Here is a 15,679-nt window from a genome sequence, read left to right on the forward strand (position 1 = left end):
TCGTCGCCGGTCAAAAAGAAGGCCCCACACGGGGTGGGGCCTTTGGGATGCTCAGGTTCGGCAGGCGGTGTTGTCAGGGAACGTCCCAGACCACATGGACGGCGTCCGGACCGCGCAGGGAAACGCCGCGCACCACCGGGGGAGGGTAGTCGGGGTCGAGCCGCAGGTTGGGAAGCATGTCGAGCAGCAGGCCGACCGCCTCCTCGATCTCGACCTTGGCCAGCCACATGCCGACGCACATATGGGCCCCGAAGCCGAAGCCGAACGCGGCCATCTGTTTGCGGTCGATGTCGAAGACGTCCGGGTTCTCGAACACGGTCTCGTCGCGATTGGCCGAGCCGACGCAGGCCGAGATGATCGACCCCTTGGGAATGGTGACGTCCTGAAGCGTGACGTCGGTCTGGGCCTCGCGGACCTTGAAGGTGGCGACCGCGTCATGCCTTACGCTCTCGTCCAGAACCTTGCGCATCAACGAACGATCGGCCCGCAGACGTTCGAGCACCTCGGGGTGATCGAACAGATGGGTCATCATGATCGCGAAGGTGCGCGACGTCGTTTCGGACGCGGCCGGCAGCATCATGCGAACGAAGTTGGTGATCTGGTGGTCACTGAGCGTGCGCCCCTCGAACTCGGCCCGGATCAGCCGGCTGATCAGGTCGGAGCCTTCGGCCCCGGACGCCCGGCGCGCCTGAACCGCGGCCAGGGTCGGCTCGTAGAGTTCCTGGAACGCCTGGAAGGCGGCGCGCTTGGCTTCGGGATCGTTGGCCATGCCGCCCAGGACCTTCAGGGCCTTGGTGGCGAAGGTCTCGAGCGCGGCGGTGTCGTCATCCGGGAAGCCGAGAACGGCGTAGACGACGTGGATCGGGAACATGACGCCGACCGAGGTGATCAGCTCGGTCTTCCCGAGCGCGACCAACGGCTCGATGAAGGACTGTTTGATCAGCGGGCGAATATAGGTCTCGCGCCATTCCTCCATGACCGCCGGGGTGAATGACGGCTGCAGGATGCCGCGCAGCTGGCGGTGCTCGTCGCCGTCCAGGCCGGTGATCATCAGCCCGTCGAGGAACGGGCCGAGGCCCGTCTCCATCAGGATCCCGCTGGTGAAGGTCTTGGTGTCACGCAGCACCTTCATGACGTCGGCGTGCTTGAAGATGGTGTAGATCGGACGACCCGTCGCGCCGGCGAACGAGGCGGCGCCCAGTTCGGCGCAGATGTCGCCTTGCATGACGGGCATGTTGGCGCGGTGATCGCGATAGATCTGCTCGATATTGCTGTCGTCGCCCGCGAACAGGGCCCCGACCTGGGCGAAGCCCTCCGCGAGGTCCTTGTTGGGTTTGGTCTGCACCGTCGTCATCGATAAATCCCTCCCGGGGGTGCGGCCGGCCTGAGGCCAGTCCATTTCTTATACAGAATATGATTTTCTGTGCTGAATGTCTATCTGGGCGCCGTCACCTCATTGGTGAATCCCGGCGACCGCCGACGGGTCCGTATAGTCGCGCCACCGGACCAGTCTGCCGTCGTCGTCGAGTTCGAAGATCCCCGCGATGGCGAAGGCGCCGATCTCGCGGCCGTCGGCCGCGACTAGCCGGTCCATCCTTTCGGTCAGGACGACGTTGCCGTTGGCGGCGATGTGCAGGGTTTCGACCAGGATTTTCGAATAGCCCATGGCCGCCTCGAACTTCGCCCCCATGGCCAGGGCCTCGTCGGCGCCGACGGTTTTCGACAGGCCCATATTGACCCATTCGGTGTCCGGCCGGAACAGGTCGCGGATCGCTTTCTCAAGCGGTTCGGGCCCTTCGGACCAGACGTCGAGAAAGGCGCGGATGATGTCGATCGGGGCGCGGTTCACGGGGTGATTTTCCTTTGATTTCCGGCGTTGGAGATCGGTTTTCGGGCGCGGTTTCGTCCCCGGTTTGCTAGACTTCGGGCCGAAGGCGGCGTCCGCCGTCCGGACAAGATGGAGCTGACATGAGCGACCCGATCACCGCCATTCCCGTGACCCGTATCGACGGCGAGGCGGACACCCTGGCCAACCATTCCGGCAAGGTTCTGCTGATCGTCAACGTCGCCTCCAAGTGCGGACTGACGCCCCAGTACGAGGGCCTCGAAGCCCTCTATCGGGCGAAGTCGGCGGATGGTCTGGAGGTGCTGGGGTTCCCGGCGAACAATTTCAACGGCCAGGAGCCTGGGACCGAGGACGAGATCGCGACCTTCTGCAAGACCAGCTACGACGTGACCTTCCCGCTCTATGCCAAGATCAGCGTCAAGGGCGAGGACATCCATCCGCTCTATGCCGGCCTGACCGCGACGAAGCCCGAGGCCGTCGGCGACGGCCCGATGCGCGAGCGGCTGGCGGGGTATGGAATTCCGGCGAGCGGCCCGGGCGAGGTGGTGTGGAATTTCGAGAAATTCCTCGTCGGCCGCGATGGTCAGGTCATCGACCGGTTCGCGCCCGATGTCGATGCGGCGGATCCGCGTCTGCTCGCGGCGGTCGACAGGGCGCTGTCGGCGGAGTGACGCCGGAGGGCGCCGGTTGCGGAGGGTGAGCCAACCCTCCGCCGCCATCGTCAGCGCACCTTCGCGGTGATCTTGGCGTGGGGGCCGGAGACCTGGGCCGCCCAGGCCTCGGAGGCGTCGGCGAAGTCGTAGTCGACATAGTCGACCGTGATCGACTGGTCTTTCTGCATCGCCAGCAGCCGCCGCCAGATTTGTTCGCGGTCGGCGGGCGGGCGCTGGCCGGTGCCGATGCAGGTCAGGGTGCGGAACAACAGGTCGCCGATGTTGAGCTCGACGACCCGGCCCGCGCCGGTGCCGATGGTGATCAGGCGCGCGCCCCATTTCGTCGCCTTGACTGCCGACAGGAAGGGCTGGCCGAAGACCAGATCCAGCACGACGTCGAAGCCGTCTCCGCCCGATGCGGCCTTCAGGGCCTCGGTGTCGTTCTCGCCGCCCATGGCGACCACGGCGTCGGCCAGTCCGCGCTCCATCAGGCGGTCCAGCCCCGCCTGGCTGCGGGCGGCGGCGACGACCCGACCCGCGCCTAGACTCTTCGCGAGCTGCAAGCCGATCTGGCCCAGCACTCCGGTGGCGCCGAGGATCAGGACGCTCTCGCCCGGCTGGATCTTCGCGGCTTCCAGCGGAACAAGAATGCCCGTGCCGGCGATACCCATGGTGATGGCGGTGCGGTCGTCGATGTCGTCGGGCACGTCCCAGACCTCGGCGGCCGGAACGACGGTCTTCTCCGCCCAGGCGCCCCACGGGGCCACCGACCGTTCGCCGAAATAGACGCGGCGGCCATCCTCGGCGCGACCGACGCCTTCGCCGCGAATGACGCACGGATACTGGACGCCCAGGCGATAGGCGCCGAGGACGTCCCAGCCGCCGAGCCCTGCGGTGTCGACCTCGATCAGGACCGCGCCCTCCTGCGCCGTCGGTTCGGGAAAGTCCTCAAGGACGGGAGCGGCTCCGTTGCCTGAGATGACGGCGGCGCGCATGGGTGAACTCCTGGTGTCAGGGTGTTGGGCGCGCGTCGGCGCACGCCCGGCGAGCGGGCGGCGCCGACGTCAGCGAGGCGTCAGGTCAGAGGAAGATTGCGAGGTTCGGGAAGCCCAGCACCGTCTGGTCGACGATGATCTCGCGCCGGGCCAGTTTGATGCCGTCGTCATAGCGGCGCAGCAGGTCGTGGCGAACGCAGCTCAGCATCAGCAGGGTGGTTTCCTCGAACCGGCTGCGGCTGCACAGCAGGTAGCTGGTCACCTCGAACTCGTCGGGATTGTCGGTGGACTCCACGAGGATGTTGGTTACCAGACGGCGGGTGCGCGAGGGCGGATCCTCGGCCCAGGCGCTCTGGGTGTCGGTGATGCGGCCGACCCGCCCACGGATCGAAGCGTAGGTCTCGTCAAAATGCATCACGGTGCGGACGATCGACAGGGCGTTCTGCCGAAGCGAGCGGGTCTGGCGCACGGGGCAGGTGTAGCGCAGGTCGACGTCGAGCCGCGCGACCCAGTCCTTCAGACGGATTTCGTCGAGCAGCCAGGCTTCCTCGTAAAGGAACTCGGCGATCTCGTTATAGGCGGGCGATCCGACCGGGACGCGGTTGGGGCGGAAGGGCTTGTCCTCGGCGACGCTGACGTCGGTCGGGATGACGGCATTCATGGTCATGGCGATGGTATCCTGATGATGTCGGCGCTGATCAGAACGGGGCGTTCATCAGGTCGCGGTAGGCCAGCCACCAGTTCCACTGGGTGTCGTCCTTGGTGAAGCCCTCATAGACGAGAGCCGGGCCGGGCCAGTCGGGGCGGGGAGGGGTGTTGCAGACCGCCTGGTACTTCATCGTGATGTTGCGGGCGGCGGCGCCCTTCGCCGTCTGGGTGATGTGCGGCCAGGTGTCGGAATCGTCCTGTTCCACCATGCCGGAGGTGCCCAGCATGCGCACCGCGAACTGCAGCGCCTTCTGCTTGTGCTCTTCCGGCGCGTCCTTCTCGGCCATGATGTAGTTGCAGAACTCCAGCTCGTCCGGACCCTTGGGGATGTAGGTGTGTAGGGAGGTCAGGCCGATGATCTCGCCATCGGGCTGCGGCACATAGATGAAGGCGATCAGGACGTTGGGGAACATGCCGCCGACCTGGGGCGGGCTGTCGACCAGCAGGCCGAGCTGTTCCGGCGTCAGGTTGCGGATCAACTCCGGCAGCATCTCCTTGGTGATGCCGGGCGGCGGGACGATGGCCAGCTTTTCTTCCAGCGTCAGATTGCCGTCCCGGAAGTCCTTGGCCTGTTTGAACTTGTTGGCCACGGGCATGCAGCGCAGGGCGTGACCCTGAAGCGATCCGACCTCGGTGCCGTACATGGAGGTGGTCAGGTCACCGTCGCCGAACTTGGCGAACTCGCCCAGCCAGCGGTGCAGGGTCAGGGTGTGGAAGCCGTCGGCGGCAGACTGTTCGCAAGCCGTCTTCCAGTTGGCCTTGATGGTGAACCTCTGCGGCGGGCCCAGGACTTCCAGCCCCTTGTCCGTCCGGCAGAACAGCATGTCGTAGTACCACTTCATCTCGCCGAGGAACTCGTCGAACGAGGGCCCTTCGAGATTCCAGGTCGCGAAGATCAGGCCGCCGTAGATGTGGACGCGCGCCTGGGTCAGGCCGAGCTTTTCCTTGGGCAGGATGTCGCCGTGCATCTTCTCGCCGGCGACCGGGGCGCCGATGAAGTCGCCGTCGTTCCTGAACGCCCAGCCATGATAGATGCAGGTGTGGACCTTGGCGTTGCCGGCGTCGTTGACGCAAACGCGCATGCCCCGGTGCGGGCACACGTTCAGCATGACCTTGATGGTCCCGTCCTTCTGGCGCGTGATCAGGACCGGGTCCGATCCCATCAGCCGGGTGATGAAGTCGCCTGAGGCCGGAATCTCGCTCTCGTGACCCAGAAGCAGCCAGGTCTTCCCGAAGACCTTGCGCATCTCGATGTCGTAGAGTTCGGGATCCGAAATGGCGCGAAGCTGCACTTCGCGCGTCTGGACATTGATCAGATCGTCGATGGTCGTCCCGTCCGAAAGCGTCGTCCGTGTCCGGTCCAGCATGGTTGTCCTCCGCGGCGACTTGCGCCATATAATTTTGAACAGAGGTGGCATTTCTGTATAGAAAATGCAACTCTTCGATTCAACGAGGAACGACGGGCCGGTGGCCCCCGGAGCAGTCCCGAACGGACGCCCGGCACGGAGGATGAAGATGAGTTCAGAAGCGATCGCCCATCGTGTGACGGCCGACCGCAGCGCCTGCTGCGGTTACGGAACCTGTGTCGAGATCTGCCCGGAAATCTATCAGCTGGAGGGCGGACTGGTGGTTCTGACGACGGACATCGTCCCACCGGAGTTGCTGGAACGGGCCATCGAGGGCGCCGACTCCTGTCCCCAGGCCGCGATCGTCGTCGAGCCGGTCGAGGCATGACCGCGCCCGCCGTCGCCGCGAACCCGGAGGGTGCGGCCAAGGGCGTGCGCAAGCTGCCGGGCCTGCTGTCCCTGTCGTTGATGGGCGTGCCGCTGACGGCGCTGTCCCTGCCGCTCGTGGTCATGATCCCCGAGCACTATGCGACGGTGCTGGGCCTGCCGCTGGCGGTCATCGGCCTGATCTTCACCAGCGTGCGCATCTTCGACATTGTGGTTGATCCCCTGCTGGGCGCGGCCATGGACAGGACCCGCAGCCGGTGGGGACGCTATCGGCCCTGGCTGATCTTCGGGGCGCCGGCGCTGATGCTGGCGGTCTATCTGCTGTTCATGGCCAGGCCGGGCGTCGGGCCGATCTATCTGTTGCTCACCCTGACGGCGAGCTTCCTCGGCTGGTCGATCCTGTCGTTGGCGCAACTCGCTTTGGCTTCGGGACTGGTGGCCAGCTACGACGGGCGGTCGCGGGTCTACGCCTGGCTCCAGTTCGCCTCGCTGCTGGGCATCCTGACCGTCATGGGCTTCCCGATCCTGCTGAAAAAGCTGGGCGACACGGGGATCGAGCCCACCCAGCTGATGGGCTGGATCATCATCGTCCTGATGGCGCCTGCCGTCGCCCTGGCCGCCTGGCGCGTTCCGGAGGCCGCCGTGGTCGCCCAGCGTCATATCGTCGGCATCAGGGAGTATCTGGCGGTCGTCGGACGCAAGGCCGTGTTCCGCATCGCCGCCATCGACCTGCTGTTCGGCCTGGGCTTCGGCACGGCCTCGGCCATGCTGGTGTTCTTCGTCACCGCCGCCAAGGGTCTGGACCGCAGCGCGGTAGGCCTGGTCCTGATCGCCCAGGTCATCACCGCCATGATCACCGTGCCCGCCGTCGCCTGGCTGGCCCGCAAGTTCGACAAGCATTTCGTGCTGGGAATCGCCGGCCTGCTGGCTGCGATCGTCAGCATCGCCTTCATCTTCACCCCGGACCACAGCCTGCCGGCGGTGGCGTTGGGCATGATGGGCTGGGGCCTGTCGTTCGGCGCCTTCAACCTGTTGCCCCGGGCCATGATGGCCGACGCCGGGGACGAACTGCGGCTGGACACCGGGTCCGACCAGACGGGCGTCCTCTACGCCCTGTTGATCAGCAGCTGGAAGCTGGGCGGGGCCCTCGCCGTCGGCCTGTCGTTCGCCGCGCTGGCGCTCGTGGGCTACAAGCCCGCGCTGATGGCCGCCAACTCGCCCCAGGCGATATCGGGTCTGGAAATGGTCTTCGCCGGCCCCTCTGCCGTGCTGTTCCTGCTCGGCGCCTGGCTGGCCTTCACCTATCCGCTGACCCGCGAGAAGCACGCGGCCATCCGCGCCACGCTGGACGCCCGTGACGCCGCGACGGAGCCGTCTGCGTGACGCGCCGTCTCGAAGGTCGGGTCGCCCTGATCTCCGGAACAGGAGGCGGGCAGGGCCGGGCGGCGGCGCTCAGGTTCGTCGCCGACGGCGCGATCATTGTCGGCTGCGACGTCAACGCCGAAGCCGACGCCGAGACCGCCCGGCTGGTCTCCGAGGCCGGCGGTGTGATGACCAGCATGGTCTGCGACCTCGGCGATCCCACAGGCGCCCAGGCCTGGATCGACAGGGCGGTCGCGGATCACGGGCGTATCGACATCGTCTACAACAACGCCTCCGCCGCGAAGTTCGGCTCGATCACGGATCTGTCGGTCGAGGACTGGCGGTTCACAATCCGCAACGAGCTGGACCTCGTCTTCCTGACGACGAAATACGCCTGGCCGCATCTGGCCAAACAGGGCGGGGCGATCATCAATGTCGCGTCGACCGCCGGCTGGCAGGGCTCGCGCGGCAACGGCACCATCGCCCACAATGCGACCAAGGGCGGGGTCATCGCCATGACGCGCCAGATGGCGCTGGAGGGCGCGCCGCTCGGCATCCGCGCCAACAGCATCAGCCCCGGCTTCATCCTCACGCCCGGCACCCGCGCCTTCGTCGAGAACCCGGCCGTGCGCGCCCAGCTGACCGGCGCGATACCGGCGGGGCGTCCCGGCGAGCCCGAGGACGTGGTCGGCATGGCCGCTTTCCTGGCCTCCGACGAGGCCGCCTTCATCACCGGAGCCGACATCATCATCGATGGCGGCACCACCGCCTGCTAGCCAACCGCACAACTGAGGATCTGGACCATGGATATCCGGGGTATCGGCTATCTGGGCTTTGAAAGCCCCAACATCGACGCCTGGCGCACCTACGGACCCGAGGTGCTCGGTTTCGCCATCGCGCCGTCTCCGGAGGACGAGCCGGACTCGCTGTACCTGCGCATGGACGACCGTCGTTACCGCTTCGCCTTCCAGCCGGGCCCGATCGACAAGCTCACCTATATCGGCTGGGAATGCGTTAACCGCATTGCCTTCGAGAAGGCGGTCAAGAAACTGCAGGACGCCGGCATCGCCGTTGAACAGGGCGACGACGACCTCAAGGCCCGCCGCGCCGTCCGCGACGTCGTCCGCTTCAAGGATCCGGTCGGCTACCAGTACGAACTCTTCTACGGCCAGAAGGGCGAGCCGGATTCCTTCGTGCCCGGCCGCCGCCACGGCGGCTTCAACACCTACGGCCGGGGTTTCGGCCATGTCGTGGTGATCACGCCGGAATACGGCCCCGAGCTCGACGATTTCCTGATCAACGTCATGGGCTTCCAGTGGTACGGCTCCGGCGCCGGCAAGGGCAAGACCGGCTTCTACCGTGCCGGGCTCAACAATCTGACCAGCCACGACATTGGCTATGGCTATGCGCCGGGCCGTATGGGCATCCAGCACATGGGACTGCTCACCGGCGACCTGCGTGACGTCGGCGAGACCTGGGACATCGTCAACAAGCGCCAGATTCCAGTGCAGATGACCCTGGGCCAGCACACCCAGGACCCGCATTTCTCATTCTATCACTTCAGCCCCTCAGGCTTCGCCGTCGAGGTCATCGCGGAGACCCATCCCTGGCCCGGCGATCCGTTCGAGCTGAACGCCGAACGCCTCAGCTACTGGGGCCACGAACTGGTCGGGCCGATCCTCGGCACGACGGTGCGCACCCCCGAAGAAGTGCTCTGATGGGATTGCTGGATGGCAAGATCGCCCTGGTCACGGGCGGCGGCGGCGGCATCGGCCGGGGCATCGCCCGCCGGTTCATCCGCGAGGGCGCGACGGTGGTCGTCGCCGAGTACAACGACGACTACTGCACGACCATCCGCAAGGAACTGATCGAGGAGCTCGGCGGCACGGCCGAGGTGCTGAAGGTCGACGTCCGGGTCAAGGAGCAGATCCAGGGCGCGGTCGCCAGAACGGTCGAACTGTTCGGCGGCATCGACATCCTGATCAACAACGCCTTCACTCTCAGTCCCAAGGTGCTGCTGGAGCAGAAGACCGACGAGATGCTGGACGCCACACTGCATTCGGGTCTCTGGGCCGGCTGGTGGGCGATGCAGGCGGCGCGGCCGCATATGGTGGCTCGCGGCGGTGGCTCGATCGTCAACTTCTACTCGATCGATGTCGAGACGGGCGCCTTCCTGAACTCCGACTACAGCATCACCAAGTCGGCGCTGCGCGGTTTGACTCGCAGCGCGGCGCACGAGTGGGGCCGGTTCAACATCCGCGTCAACCTGCTGTCGCCCGCGGCGATGGGCACGGTGTTCCAGAAGATGGCGGCGGATTCGCCCGGTTTCGCCGAACGGGTCGCAGCCATGAAGCCTCTGCAGCGCAACGGCGACCCGGAGGAGGACATCGCTCCCGTCGCGGTTTTCCTGGCCTCGGACATGTCGCGGTTCGTCACCGGCGAACTGATCAATGTCGACGGCGGGCTGCATATGCCGGGCTATCAGTCGCGGCCGCCGAACGTGGCCGAGATGGAAAAACAGGGCGGCTGAAGCCGACGAGGGGAGAAAACATATGGGATTGCTGGAAGGCAAGGTGGCGCTGGTCACCGGGGCGGCGGGGTCGATCGGCTCCGAAACCGCCCTGGCCCTGGCTGAGCAGGGCGCGCGCGTCGTCCTGACCGATCTGCGGGCGCCGGAGCTCGAGGCGGTGACCGAACGGCTGAAAGGGCAGGGCTACGACGTCGCCGGCAAGGCGGGGGACATCACTTCCGAGGACGACATCCGCGCGGTGGTCGAATTCGCCGTCGAAACCTTCGGCGGCCTCGACATCCTCGACAACAACGCTGGCGCGACGGGTTTCTCCTCGCGCGACCTGGACATCCCCGACATGCCGGTCGAGCTGTGGGATCAGGTCCAGTCGATCAACGCCCGCGGTCCGATGCTGTTCTGCAAATACGCCATTCCATCGATGCTGGAGCGGGGCGGGGGCTCGATCGTCAACATCTCGTCCGGCCAGTCGCTTTCGGGCGACGTCAGCAATTTCGCCTATGCGGCCTCGAAGGCGGCGGTGAACGCCCTGACGCGGCACATGGCGACCGGCTACAGCCCTCGCGGCGTCCGCGTGAACGCCATCGCGGCGGGTCTGATCATCCAGCCCGGCATGGAGCAGCGGCTTCCCGCGCACATCCAGGACATCTTCCTCAGCCACTGCCTCGTGCCGCGTCTCGGCACGCCGCGAGACATCGCCAATATGGTCGTCTTCCTGGCTTCGGATCTGAGTTCCTACGTCACCGGCCAGATCCTCTCCGTGGACGGCGGTTTCACCGCCCACCTGCCCAGCGTGGCGGACATGCGGCCCATCATAGACGGCATGAGGAAGGCGCCCGGAAAATGGAGCTGAACGGCAAGACCGTCGTCCTGACGGGGGCCTCGGCCGGGATCGGCGCGGCGACCGCGCTGGAGCTCAGCCAGGCGGGCTGCAATCTGGTGCTGACCAGCCGACGGATGGAAAAGCTGGAGGCGCTCGCCGCCACCCTGCCGGGACCCAGCGCCCTGCTGGCGGCCGACATCGCCGAGGCGGGCGTGCCGGAGCAGCTTCTGGCCTTGGCGAAAGAGCGGTTCGGCCGCGCCGATGTGGTCATCAACAACGCCGGCGTCATGGCGGTCGGGACCATGGACACCATCGATCTGGACGCGGTCAGCTATATGATCCGCGTGAATTTCGAGGCGGTTGTGCGCAGTTCCTACGTCTTTGCGCGAGAGTTCCGGGGGCAGTCGTCCGGCGCGATCGTCAATGTGTCGAGCATCAGCGCCTATCTGATCTCACGCGCGGGCGGGGTCTATGGCGGACTGAAGCACGCGCTCGAGGCCTTCACCCAGTCGCTGCGGATCGAATTGGCCGGCACGGGCGTGAAGGTCGGCACTATTGCGCCGGGTTCAACCTCCAGCGAGATGTTCGACAAGATGATGGCGGCGGCCAGGGTCGAGAACCCGGTCGCGCTCGACCCGCAGGACGTCGCCCGCGCCATCCGCTTCATGCTGGAACAGCCGGACCGGGCCAATATCGCCCGGCTGGCCCTCTACCCGCAGGGCGAGGGCCACTAGGTCATTCGGCGGCCAGGGCGGCCTGACGTTCCAGACCCATCTCCTGCATCTCGCGCTTCAGCGTCGGATAGTAGGCGATGGCGCCCTGCAGGCCGCCGGAGACATCGATCGAGGCGGCGCTCAGGAAGCTCGCCAGATCGCTGGCCAGGAAGACACAGACGTTGGCGACCTCTTCCGGGCGTCCGAAACGGCCCAGCGGCACGACCTTGACCACCATCTCCAGAAACTCCTCGCGCGTGATCGTCGAGGGCATTTCCTTGTAATGGCGATCCCACTGGCCGGTGTCGATCCAGCCCATGTTCAGGCTGTTGACCAGAATATTGTCTTTGGCCAGCTGCTGACCCAGCAGTTTCGACAGGGCGATCCCGGCCGCGCGATTGGTCACCGACGGGATCCCGTCCGGCGTCGGCAGGGCGCCGGCCAGGGCGTTGATATTGATGATCCGGCCCCATTGCTGCTTGCGCATGTGCGGTACGACGGCCTGCACGAACCGGAAGTGGGCGACCTGAATGTTGTTGGCGTGGTCGAGGATGTCCTCGGGCTGCAGGCCTTCCAGAGTGCCGCCCTTGCCCTGGCCGGCGTTGTTGACGAGCACATCGACCCCGTCCCAGGCCTCCGCCACCCTGGCGACGAAGGCGCGAACCGCCTCCGTGTCCCGCACATCCAGCGCGACCGCGATGACCTCGGCCGCGCCCAGGGCCCGCATCTCGTCGGCCACGACCGCCAGTGTTTCCGCGCTGCGCGAGCATATCGCCAGACGGACGCCTTCGCGGGCGAACGCCGCCGCCGTCGCATGGCCGATGCCCCGGCTGGCGCCGGTGACGATGACGCGTTTGGCGCTGAGATCGATATGCATGTCGCTGTTTCCCCGGGAGGCTTCTGACGAGCCGACTGATGAATATTTTCTAGTCAGAATTAGCGTTTGTGTCTCGGATTATCTCGTGGCGCGAGCGTGGTCGTTTGCCTGTCGGGCCCTGGCCGGGTAGGCTCTGCGCTGCTTTTCCGGAGATTCCCGCCCATGACCGTCAGCGCCCGAAAGGCACGTCCGGACACCCCGGTCGCGCGTTCGGCCATCGCGCAAGGCGTCGCGGCGTCTTCCGCCGCCGTGCGGACGCGTCGTCCGGACCCGCGCGCCGCCAAGACGATCGAGAACATCGTCAATGCCGCCCAGAACGTGATGCTCAATCACGGCACGCCACGCATCACCGCCCAGGAAGTGTGTGACGCGGCCGGCGTTTCGCGCGGGACCCTGTACCGCTATTTCCCGTCGATGGAGGCGGTGCTTGAGGCGGTCGTTCTGCGTCTGCGAACCGAGACCGACGACGAACTGAACCATGCGATGGAAGGGTGTGAAACCCCGACCGAGCGCTTCGCCGCCTTCATAAGGTACAGTGTGTCGAACAACGAGACCCGGCGCGGATCGCAGTTCCTTCACGTCGAGCCGGCCTTCGTGCTTCAGTATTTTGAATCGAACTTCGACCACTTCATCACCCGGGTCCTGACGGCGCTGGAGTCCGTGTTCGACGCCTGGGAGAAGGACATCGGCACATCCGTCGATCGGGCGGCCATCGCCGAGATGATGGTGCGGCTGGCGCTCAGTGAGACGGTCGTGCCGCCGCGCGAGGGCACGCCTCTGGCGTTGCGCCTGCAGAGCACCATCGACGGGGTGCTTCGCAAGCTGATGCCCGGCTAGGCGATGGTTCAGGCGGACTTCGGTCCAACGACGTTGCGCAGGACGCCGACGCCTTCCAGCGCGACCTCGACCACATCGCCGGGATTCAGATAGCGTCCCGAGCCCTGACCGACGCCCTCGGGGGTGCCGGTGAACAACAGGTCGCCGACGCCGAAACTGACCCGGGGCTGCACGAACCGGATCAGCTCCGGAACGTCCCAGGTCATGTCGGCGGTGGTTCCGTCCTGGCGGACCTCGCCGTTGATCGTGGTCGACAGCCGCAAGGCGGGGCTGCCCGCCGGGAATTCGTCGCGGGTGACGATCCATGGCCCGACGGGCGTGGCCCTGTCCTGGCTCTTGGCGGCGTAGAGATCCATGCCGATCCCTGGCGGGCCGCTGCGCTGCAGGTCGCGGGCGCTGACGTCGTTGCCTGCGGTATAACCCAGCACCGAGGCGAGGGGATCGTCGAGGTCGATCGCTTCGTCGCCGATCACCACGACCAGTTCGCATTCGTAGTCGAGCTGTTCGGTGAGCGGAGGAAAACGGATCGGGTCGGCGGCTCCGATCAGGGCGCCGTAGGCCTTCAGAAAGGCGATCGGCTGGGTCGGGGCGGCGACGCCGAATTCGACCAGATGTTTGCTGTAGTTGGCTCCGGCGATGACAACCTTCGAGGTGTTGTCGCAGGGCGCGAGCAGGCGCAGGGACGACAGGGCGCGGACAGGGCCCTCGAACGCCAGCGCGGCCTCGCCTCCGCCGCGGGTCACGGCCGGGCCCCAGTCCGCGACGCCTCCGGAGATCGGGCGCGCCGTATCGGCGTCAGGGTCGACCACAGCCCAGAAGGACGGGCCGCCATCAGTGCATCGGGCGAGTTTCATGAGGATGTTTCCGTAGTCTCGCCGACAAGGGGGCGCAGGTCTCTCACGATCGCGCGCGACCGCTCCCGGTCCTTGCCCGCGAACCGCGACAACAGGGGGGCATTGTCGAAAACCGGCGCCTCGCCGGGCGTGCGGCCGAGCAGCATGAAATGGGTGTGGATCGCATTGTCGCCGAAATAGATCACGGACGTCTTTTCGAAAGCGCCCGTCGCGACCAGTCCCGCGGAAAGCGCCTTGACGGTCGGCCCCCATTCGGCGGCTGCTGCGTCGGACATGGAACCCACGCCATTGTCGTGATCGCGGGTGAAGGCCATCAGCATTCCGGGCACGTCCTGCATGGAGATGACGCCCCAGTGCTCGCCCGCGAGCACGATGTCTTCAGGCGCAGCGGCGGCCAGCATTCCGCAGATCTTGCAGTCGGGGTGACGGGCCATGAACGGTCCTGGCTATGCGTCGCCGGAGCGGGGCCGGCAAAAGAAAACGGCGGCCCTCATGGAGCCGCCGTCGTTGATCAGGGCAGGGTCAGGCGGCGATGGGCTTTTTGGCGCGGCCCATCTTGTTCAGGTCGATGTGCAGCAGATCGACCGCGTTCTTCCAGCGCACCTTTTCAAGGTCTTCCGCCGACATTCTCAGGCCCGTGGTCAGATCGCCGCGGATGGCGTCGGAGCCGCCGAAATTCGTGCCGTAGACCAGGCGGTCCGCGCCGATGACCTCGACCAGAGCCTGGCGCATCGGCAGTTCGTGCAGTTCCGGGTCGAACCAGAAGTTCGGCAGATACTCCTCGAGGTCCTTCTTGTTGTGGACGACGTCGAGGTTCTTGATCGTCTGGGCCAGTCGGCCCAGCTGGTAGGGCACGAACCCGCCCGCGTGGGTGATGTAGACCTTCAGGTTCGGGAACCGGTCCAGAACGCCGCCGCAGATCAGGTACCAGAAGCATTTGGTCTCGTCGTAGTTCATGCCGACGATGGCCGTGGTCTCGTATTTGTCGGTGTTGGCCTTCGAGCCCCAGGTGACGGACTGGTTATAGCCGTGGACGAACATCGGCAGGTCCAGGTCGCACAGGGTCTGCCAGATCGGATCCATGCGCGGATCGTCGAACTCCATGCCGCCAAAGTTGGAGCCGCCGGCGCTGAGCCCCTTGGCGCCCAGCTGGGTCACAGCGCGGCGGATTTCCTTCGCCGCGTTCTCCGGATCCTGCAGCGCGGCCGTCGCCCACATCATCAGCCGCCCGTCCGACCGATCACAGTAGTCAGCCAGGGTGTCGTTGACCGTGGTCGAGAACTTGTTCGCAAACGCCGGGTCGGCCCAATACATGTAGCAATGCGACGGCACCGACAGCACCTGCGCGTCCTGACCGAGGGCGTCCATGCCCGCGAGACGGTGCTTGGGATCGTTCCATTTGGACATGAACTCGGAGACTTCCATCGTCTCGCCACGGTTAACCGCGGCGCGGCGTTCCGGGGAGCCGAGCGTCAGAATCCACTCGCCGACGCGCAGGCGGATATGTCCGTCGTCATGCTTCTCGAAGAAGGGGCCCCAGTGCGGATCCTGGTTGTAGTAGCCGGGCAGCGGGGCGTGAGCGTGAAGATCGATCAGCATCTGATTTCCTCCTGCGTCGAGGCCCCTTGGCGGGACTCTTCGAACCAATAAGCGTTCCCTGAACGACCAAGTCTGGCATATTTTGAACGATTTGGTCGATAGTGTTCAGTACATTCTGTAGCGCGAATAGCATTCGGATGTCAAAACAATCC

Annotated in this window: 18 protein-coding genes; 9 read left to right on the forward strand and 9 right to left on the reverse strand. The window is 65.9% G+C overall.

Features of this window, described 5'->3' with window-relative positions:
• Nucleotides 1-73 precede the first annotated feature (73 nt).
• Entirely contained in the window at nt 74-1,354 is a 1,281-nt protein-coding gene (locus ACW172_RS14980; protein ID WP_492032234.1) for a cytochrome P450, read from the reverse strand.
• Between the two features lie 99 nt (nt 1,355-1,453).
• Complete coding sequence (locus tag ACW172_RS14985) at nt 1,454-1,849, reverse strand: limonene-1,2-epoxide hydrolase family protein (protein WP_492032235.1); 396 nt, start codon at nt 1,847-1,849, stop codon at nt 1,454-1,456.
• A 119-nt stretch (nt 1,850-1,968) separates the two neighbouring features.
• Between ACW172_RS14985 and ACW172_RS14990 the strand changes: the two genes are divergently transcribed.
• Nucleotides 1,969-2,517, forward strand: a complete 549-nt coding sequence (locus ACW172_RS14990) for a glutathione peroxidase (RefSeq protein WP_492032236.1) — start codon at nt 1,969-1,971, stop codon at nt 2,515-2,517.
• 50 nt (nt 2,518-2,567) lie between these two features.
• On the opposite strand, the gene ACW172_RS14995 is transcribed toward ACW172_RS14990, so the two are convergent.
• From ACW172_RS14995 to ACW172_RS15005, 3 genes are all read right to left on the reverse strand, one after another.
• Nucleotides 2,568-3,494, reverse strand: coding sequence for a quinone oxidoreductase family protein (locus tag ACW172_RS14995; RefSeq protein ID WP_492032237.1), 927 nt, complete (start codon nt 3,492-3,494; stop codon nt 2,568-2,570).
• Between the two features lie 85 nt (nt 3,495-3,579).
• Complete coding sequence (locus tag ACW172_RS15000; protein ID WP_492032238.1) at nt 3,580-4,161, reverse strand: 3-phenylpropionate/cinnamic acid dioxygenase subunit beta; 582 nt, start codon at nt 4,159-4,161, stop codon at nt 3,580-3,582.
• 31 nt (nt 4,162-4,192) lie between these two features.
• Nucleotides 4,193-5,569, reverse strand: a complete 1,377-nt coding sequence (locus ACW172_RS15005; protein WP_492032239.1) for an aromatic ring-hydroxylating dioxygenase subunit alpha — start codon at nt 5,567-5,569, stop codon at nt 4,193-4,195.
• A 148-nt stretch (nt 5,570-5,717) separates the two neighbouring features.
• Between ACW172_RS15005 and ACW172_RS15010 the strand changes: the two genes are divergently transcribed.
• The 7 genes from ACW172_RS15010 to ACW172_RS15040 are packed head-to-tail and all read left to right on the forward strand — an operon-like array spanning nt 5,718 to nt 11,381.
• On the forward strand, nt 5,718-5,936 hold the full coding sequence (locus ACW172_RS15010) for a ferredoxin (protein WP_492032240.1): 219 nt from the start codon (nt 5,718-5,720) through the stop codon (nt 5,934-5,936).
• Nucleotides 5,933-7,318, forward strand: a complete 1,386-nt coding sequence (locus ACW172_RS15015) for an MFS transporter (protein ID WP_492032241.1) — start codon at nt 5,933-5,935, stop codon at nt 7,316-7,318. The genes ACW172_RS15010 and ACW172_RS15015 overlap by 4 nt, the downstream gene beginning before the upstream one ends.
• On the forward strand, nt 7,315-8,073 hold the full coding sequence (locus ACW172_RS15020; RefSeq protein ID WP_492032242.1) for an SDR family NAD(P)-dependent oxidoreductase: 759 nt from the start codon (nt 7,315-7,317) through the stop codon (nt 8,071-8,073). The genes ACW172_RS15015 and ACW172_RS15020 overlap by 4 nt, the downstream gene beginning before the upstream one ends.
• Nucleotides 8,074-8,100: 27 nt before the next feature.
• Nucleotides 8,101-9,015, forward strand: a complete 915-nt coding sequence (locus ACW172_RS15025; protein WP_492032243.1) for a VOC family protein — start codon at nt 8,101-8,103, stop codon at nt 9,013-9,015.
• Nucleotides 9,015-9,827, forward strand: coding sequence for an SDR family NAD(P)-dependent oxidoreductase (locus tag ACW172_RS15030; RefSeq protein ID WP_492032244.1), 813 nt, complete (start codon nt 9,015-9,017; stop codon nt 9,825-9,827). The genes ACW172_RS15025 and ACW172_RS15030 overlap by 1 nt, the downstream gene beginning before the upstream one ends.
• 22 nt (nt 9,828-9,849) lie before the next feature.
• On the forward strand, nt 9,850-10,677 hold the full coding sequence (locus tag ACW172_RS15035; protein WP_492032245.1) for an SDR family NAD(P)-dependent oxidoreductase: 828 nt from the start codon (nt 9,850-9,852) through the stop codon (nt 10,675-10,677).
• Nucleotides 10,668-11,381 carry an SDR family oxidoreductase gene (locus tag ACW172_RS15040; protein WP_492032246.1) on the forward strand — a complete coding sequence of 238 codons (714 nt, stop codon included), beginning with the start codon at nt 10,668-10,670 and terminating at the stop codon, nt 11,379-11,381. Before ACW172_RS15035 ends, ACW172_RS15040 begins: the two co-directional genes overlap by 10 nt.
• 1 nt (nt 11,382) lies before the next feature.
• Here the strand turns inward: ACW172_RS15040 and ACW172_RS15045 are convergent, their stop codons facing one another.
• Complete coding sequence (locus ACW172_RS15045) at nt 11,383-12,237, reverse strand: SDR family oxidoreductase (protein WP_492032247.1); 855 nt, start codon at nt 12,235-12,237, stop codon at nt 11,383-11,385.
• 162 nt (nt 12,238-12,399) lie between these two features.
• On the opposite strand from ACW172_RS15045, the gene ACW172_RS15050 reads away from it, so the two are divergent.
• Nucleotides 12,400-13,074, forward strand: a complete 675-nt coding sequence (locus tag ACW172_RS15050) for a TetR/AcrR family transcriptional regulator (protein WP_492032248.1) — start codon at nt 12,400-12,402, stop codon at nt 13,072-13,074.
• A gap of 8 nt (nt 13,075-13,082) precedes the next feature.
• On the opposite strand, the gene ACW172_RS15055 is transcribed toward ACW172_RS15050, so the two are convergent.
• From ACW172_RS15055 to ACW172_RS15065, 3 genes are all read right to left on the reverse strand, one after another.
• Nucleotides 13,083-13,928 carry a fumarylacetoacetate hydrolase family protein gene (locus ACW172_RS15055; protein WP_492032249.1) on the reverse strand — a complete coding sequence of 282 codons (846 nt, stop codon included), beginning with the start codon at nt 13,926-13,928 and terminating at the stop codon, nt 13,083-13,085.
• Nucleotides 13,925-14,329, reverse strand: a complete 405-nt coding sequence (locus ACW172_RS15060) for a hypothetical protein (protein WP_492032250.1) — start codon at nt 14,327-14,329, stop codon at nt 13,925-13,927. The genes ACW172_RS15055 and ACW172_RS15060 overlap by 4 nt, the downstream gene beginning before the upstream one ends.
• 121 nt (nt 14,330-14,450) lie before the next feature.
• Entirely contained in the window at nt 14,451-15,527 is a 1,077-nt protein-coding gene (locus ACW172_RS15065) for an amidohydrolase family protein (protein WP_492032251.1), read from the reverse strand.
• Nucleotides 15,528-15,679: the final 152 nt, after the last annotated feature.

The sequence above is a fragment of the Brevundimonas sp. ALps5 genome (assembly GCF_058681645.1).

Coding starts and splice junctions, on each gene's coding strand:
- ACW172_RS14995 (WP_492032237.1), bottom strand. CDS start 3,494: ATGCGCGCCGCCGTCATCTCAGGCAACGGAGCCGCTCCCGTCCTTGAG.
- ACW172_RS15015 (WP_492032241.1), top strand. CDS start 5,933: ATGACCGCGCCCGCCGTCGCCGCGAACCCGGAGGGTGCGGCCAAGGGC.
- ACW172_RS15050 (WP_492032248.1), top strand. CDS start 12,400: ATGACCGTCAGCGCCCGAAAGGCACGTCCGGACACCCCGGTCGCGCGT.
- ACW172_RS15005 (WP_492032239.1), bottom strand. CDS start 5,569: ATGCTGGACCGGACACGGACGACGCTTTCGGACGGGACGACCATCGAC.
- ACW172_RS15035 (WP_492032245.1), top strand. CDS start 9,850: ATGGGATTGCTGGAAGGCAAGGTGGCGCTGGTCACCGGGGCGGCGGGG.
- ACW172_RS14980 (WP_492032234.1), bottom strand. CDS start 1,354: ATGACGACGGTGCAGACCAAACCCAACAAGGACCTCGCGGAGGGCTTC.
- ACW172_RS15065 (WP_492032251.1), bottom strand. CDS start 15,527: ATGCTGATCGATCTTCACGCTCACGCCCCGCTGCCCGGCTACTACAAC.
- ACW172_RS14990 (WP_492032236.1), top strand. CDS start 1,969: ATGAGCGACCCGATCACCGCCATTCCCGTGACCCGTATCGACGGCGAG.
- ACW172_RS15060 (WP_492032250.1), bottom strand. CDS start 14,329: ATGCTGGCCGCCGCTGCGCCTGAAGACATCGTGCTCGCGGGCGAGCAC.
- ACW172_RS15010 (WP_492032240.1), top strand. CDS start 5,718: ATGAGTTCAGAAGCGATCGCCCATCGTGTGACGGCCGACCGCAGCGCC.
- ACW172_RS15030 (WP_492032244.1), top strand. CDS start 9,015: ATGGGATTGCTGGATGGCAAGATCGCCCTGGTCACGGGCGGCGGCGGC.
- ACW172_RS15055 (WP_492032249.1), bottom strand. CDS start 13,928: ATGAAACTCGCCCGATGCACTGATGGCGGCCCGTCCTTCTGGGCTGTG.
- ACW172_RS15040 (WP_492032246.1), top strand. CDS start 10,668: ATGGAGCTGAACGGCAAGACCGTCGTCCTGACGGGGGCCTCGGCCGGG.
- ACW172_RS15025 (WP_492032243.1), top strand. CDS start 8,101: ATGGATATCCGGGGTATCGGCTATCTGGGCTTTGAAAGCCCCAACATC.
- ACW172_RS15000 (WP_492032238.1), bottom strand. CDS start 4,161: ATGACCATGAATGCCGTCATCCCGACCGACGTCAGCGTCGCCGAGGAC.
- ACW172_RS15045 (WP_492032247.1), bottom strand. CDS start 12,237: ATGCATATCGATCTCAGCGCCAAACGCGTCATCGTCACCGGCGCCAGC.